The organism is Psychrobacter sp. 1Y4, assembly GCF_051847555.1.
This window is the reverse complement of the sequence record NZ_JBPYDE010000336.1, coordinates 1-841: the sequence shown is the minus strand read 5'-3', so window position 1 is coordinate 841 and position 841 is coordinate 1. Positions and strand designations below refer to the sequence as shown.

Here is an 841-nt window from a genome sequence, read left to right as displayed (position 1 = left end):
CTAGCGTGCGCGCCACTTTTAATGACGGTATGGCAAAAGGCAAATATAAGCGAATACTGAGCGCAGGCGTGCCCAATATCATCCCGCGAATATTGGGCGCATAATCATGTACCCATGCGGCTGCCAGTACCGCGCCAATACTACTGGCGACAATCAGCGTGTCTTTGATAGCGATGCCAGTTTGTCCAATCACCAATTGCACAAAACCGTCTAAATCGCGCTCAAGCTCTGTGACGCTCTCCGCATGATCTTTGATACCGCCTGAGCGACCATTGCCGCGTGCATCCCAAGCAAATACTTGATAGCCCGCTTTTGCAAACTGCTCTCCTAGCTCTGCCAATCGTCCTGAGTGCTCATGACCTCGGTGTAATAAAATAACTTGGCGTAATGGCTGACTAGCTTCTTTTATTTCCTCTAAAGGCATCGTTAGCCAATAGCGATAATAAATAGCCGTGCCATCGTAAGCGTTATAGCAGCTTTCACCATTGATAATATGTTGCTCAGAAAAATAAGCCTTGTCGGTGATATCCTTTGATACCTTTTCAGGTTTTGTCGTAGCAGATGGCATTGTTTTGGACTCCAAAAAGGAAGCTTGAGTAGCAGAATTTGACATAGAAAAGTTGGAAGCAAAGCCGTCAGTAGATAAGGTGTCAGTTTGAATATAATCGTTATAGCAGATCATGAGAGGAGCGGATTTGTCTGACCGACATACAGGCGGGTTACGCATCAAGTATAACGCTGCCATATAGCGCAATCGATTGAGGCAAGTCTTCAGTAACATGACCTCTGTCAGTATAAGAAACTGTCCCATTCTGGGATGATGCCATGATATCGGTGCTTT

At 45.8% G+C, this 841-nt stretch carries 1 protein-coding gene; it reads right to left on the bottom strand.

Translation table 11 applies throughout. The features are described 5' to 3' along the window. On the bottom strand, positions 1–568 hold a 568-nt coding region (locus ACS8FC_RS16165), incomplete at its 3' end, for an alpha/beta fold hydrolase (RefSeq protein WP_439297523.1). Positions 569–841: the final 273 nt, after the last annotated feature.